This window comes from Nocardia farcinica (assembly GCF_029867845.1).
Classification (GTDB): domain Bacteria; phylum Actinomycetota; class Actinomycetes; order Mycobacteriales; family Mycobacteriaceae; genus Nocardia; species Nocardia farcinica_A.
Map to the genome: position 1 here is coordinate 1 of NZ_JARWRU010001118.1, position 3,124 is coordinate 3,124.

Consider the following 3,124-nt stretch of genomic DNA (forward strand, 5'->3'; position numbering starts at 1 on the left):
CCCCGCGCCGGCGGCCGGCGTTGGGGGGGGCGGGGCCAAACCCGGCCCCGGGGGGCTCCGGCGACTTGCGCTGCCGGGCGGGTTCGGCGTGCGGGGGGGCGACGGCGTCCGTGCGGGCGCCGCGCGGCGCGAGCAGGCCGAGCCTGGTCAGCCGCGGCAACTGTCGCAGCAGCGCGGTCTGCGGCATGCCGTTGTCCAGCAGCGCCTCCCACACCGCGGGCTCGGCGAGCGCGGCGTCGGGCAGCATCTCCCACGACAGCCGGTACTCGCGCACCAGCTCCGGCACGGCGGCGGGCTTCGCCGCGGCGGCTCGCAGGAAGCCGTCGAGCAGGCGCAGACCCGCAACGTCCGCGTCGCGGCCGCAGATCCAGTCGAACAGCCGCTTGCGCTCGTCCTCGTCGGTCACCGGATGCGACAGCCGCAGCAGGTCGCGATGTGACCAGCCCTCCCGCTGCCGGTACTTGAGCACCTGGTAGGCCAGATCGTCCACCGGCTCGGCGATGTACCAGCCCGCGACCGCCCGCCGCAGTCCGCGGCCCCAGCCGCGGAACTGCTCGACGTAGCGCGCGAACAGGAACAGATGCGTGCCCGTGCGGGCCACCGAGGGCAGCGCGTCCAGCGCCAGCCGCCGTCCCGCCTCGTCGCCGAGCGCGGTCGCCGCCGCCAGCGCGAACAGCGCCGGGTTCTGTCGCGGCGCGCGGCCCCCGATCGAGATCGCCACGATCTCGGCCACCAGCTCCGCGCACCGCTCCTGCGCGAACCGCACGACGATTTCCGCGTTCTCCCTGGTCAGCTCACGCGCGTTCACGTAGTAGGTGCCGCCGTCGGCGCCGAGGGTCAGGAACCGGCGCAGCCGCGTCCGCGGCGTCACCGTGAAGGTGTAGCCGCCCGCGTTGTTGCGCACCTGCCGCGTGTCCGCCTGTTCGGACTGCGCGGTCGCGCGCCGGTCGAAGCTCGCCGGAATGTCCATGGATGCCCCCGGAGGATGTGATGGGCAGGGCGGGCATGTGTTCGCCGACCGGATGCGGAAGCCGTGGCTTCCGTCGGGAGTCGAACCCGAGATGCCGGATGACCGATCGATCTCCGGCCCGTCCTGCGACGACCCGAGGAGGCGGACGTGGTGTGCCGACCGGATGTTTCGGTGCTCTGCCGGACTGAGCTACAGGGGCGAGCCCCTGGCGGGAATCGAACCCGCGACCACCCCATTCGCAGTGGTAACCGACCGACTCCGGCCCGCTCCCCTCGAGTGCGTCGAGAAGGAATGTAAGGGTCCGCCGGCCATCCCGGCAAAGCATTTTCCGCCGCGGCGGGCGTCGACTCGGTAGCGGGAATCCCGGTCGTGCGCGGGGTTCAGGGTTTGTCGGCCTGGGGTGCGGTGAGGTTGCGGGTGAGTTTGCGCAGCAGGGTCTTGAGCTGAGCGCTCTCCTCGTCGGTCAGGCCGATGTCGGCGGCGAGGGCGGGCGCGACGGTGTCGGCGCTGCGGCGCAGAGCCCTGCCCTCCTCGGTGAGTGCGACATCGACCTGGCGCTCGTCGTCGGTGCGGCGCCTGCGGGTGACCAGGCCGCTGGTTTCCAGGCGCTTGAGCAGGGGGGTGAGGGTGCCGTAGTCGAGGTGCAGTTTGGCGCCGAGGCCCTTCACCGAGCACGGGCCGCTCTCGTAGAGCGCGACCACCACGAGGTACTGGGGGTAGGTCAGGCCGAGGTGGTCGAGCAGCGGGCGGTAGGCGCTGGTCATGGCGCGTTGCGCGGCGTAGAGCGTGAAGCAGGTGAACTCGTCCAGCCGCAGGAATTCCGGCTCGTCCGCCTCGGCGGCGGCTGCGGCGGGGGTGGCTGTCATGGCCGGGCTCCTGGTGATGCGGTAGGGCGTTTCCGCAGGTGAGTCTACTCGCCCGAGCTAATCTTGGAAAAGTAGATTGCGCACAAGGTAATCGTGTAATAGTTTCTTGTAGCAGAGGGAAGACGCTCGACACGGAACGCCGGCCCTCGGAACACCGCCCCGAGAAGGAGAACCGTCATGTCCGGCCAGATCACCACCACCGAGAACGCGCTCACCATCCCTGTGCTCGAGCCCGCGGCGCAGGAATTCGTCACCGCGACCGCCGAGCCGCCGTACCTGTTCGACCTCGGTCCGATCGAGGGGCGCAAGACCGTCGACGAAGTCCAGTCCGGCCAGGTCGCCGCGCCGGAGATCGACGAGCGGTGGGTCACCGTCGAAGGCGGGCCCACCGGGCGGGTGCCGGTGCGGATCGTCCGCCCGGCGGGCGCCACCGGAACCCTGCCGGTGATCCTCTACATCCACGGCGCGGGCTGGGTGTTCGGCAACGCCCACACCCACGACCGGCTGGTCCGTGAACTGGCCGTCGGCGCGGGCGCCGCGGTCGTCTTCCCGGAGTACGCGCTCTCCCCGGAGGCCCGCTACCCGGTCGCCATCGAGCAGAACTACGCCGTCGCCCGCTGGGTGGTCACCGAGGGGGCGGCCAACGGGCTCGACCCCGCCCGCATCGCGGTCGCCGGCGACTCGGTCGGCGGCAACATGGCGGCCGCGCTGACGTTGATGGCCAAGGAACGCGGCGACGTGCCGCTGGTGCAGCAGGTGCTGTTCTATCCCGTCACCGACGCGAGCTTCGACACCGGCTCCTACCACCAGTTCGCCACCGGCTACTTCCTGCGCCGCGACGGCATGCAATGGTTCTGGGATCAGTACACCACCGACGAGGCCGAACGGGCGCAGATCATCGCCTCGCCGCTGCGCGCGACCACCGAGCAGCTGGCCGGCCTGCCACCCGCCCTGGTGATCACCGCCGAGGCCGACGTGTTGCGCGACGAGGGCGAGGCCTACGCCGCCAAGCTGCGCGCGGCGGGCGTCCCCGTGGTCGCCACCCGCTACCAGGGCACCATCCACGACTTCGTGATGCTCAACGCCCTGCGCGGGACCGACGCCGCCGAGGCCGCCATCGGCCAGGCCGTCGCCACCCTGCGCAAGGCGCTGCACGGGAACTGATTCCGATCACGGCTCACGAGGTGGGTGCCGTCGGCCGCAGCCGTCCGGTGGCGGGTGGCCCGAGGGACGCGGGAGTGCCGGTCCGGTGGCGGATATGCGGATGGCCGTGGCGGAGATGAGGAAA

General features: G+C 71.6%; 3 protein-coding genes and 1 tRNA gene. 1 reads left to right on the top strand and 3 read right to left on the bottom strand.

Going from position 1 to position 3,124, the window contains the following annotated elements; translation table 11 throughout:
- The 3 genes from QH283_RS24775 to QH283_RS24785 form a co-directional block, all read right to left on the bottom strand.
- The coding region (locus tag QH283_RS24775; protein WP_280505343.1) for a TROVE domain-containing protein at positions 1-970 on the bottom strand (970 nt) is incomplete at its 3' end.
- Positions 971-1,034: 64 nt separating this feature from the next.
- Positions 1,035-1,174, bottom strand: a tRNA-OTHER gene (locus tag QH283_RS24780).
- Positions 1,175-1,350: 176 nt separating this feature from the next.
- Complete coding sequence (locus tag QH283_RS24785; RefSeq protein ID WP_280505344.1) at positions 1,351-1,836, bottom strand: MarR family winged helix-turn-helix transcriptional regulator; 486 nt, start codon at positions 1,834-1,836, stop codon at positions 1,351-1,353.
- Positions 1,837-2,013: 177 nt separating this feature from the next.
- Between QH283_RS24785 and QH283_RS24790 the strand changes: the two genes are divergently transcribed.
- A complete protein-coding gene (locus tag QH283_RS24790; RefSeq protein WP_280505345.1) occupies positions 2,014-3,000 on the top strand; it encodes an alpha/beta hydrolase in 987 nt (328 codons plus the stop codon).
- Positions 3,001-3,124 lie beyond the last annotated feature (124 nt).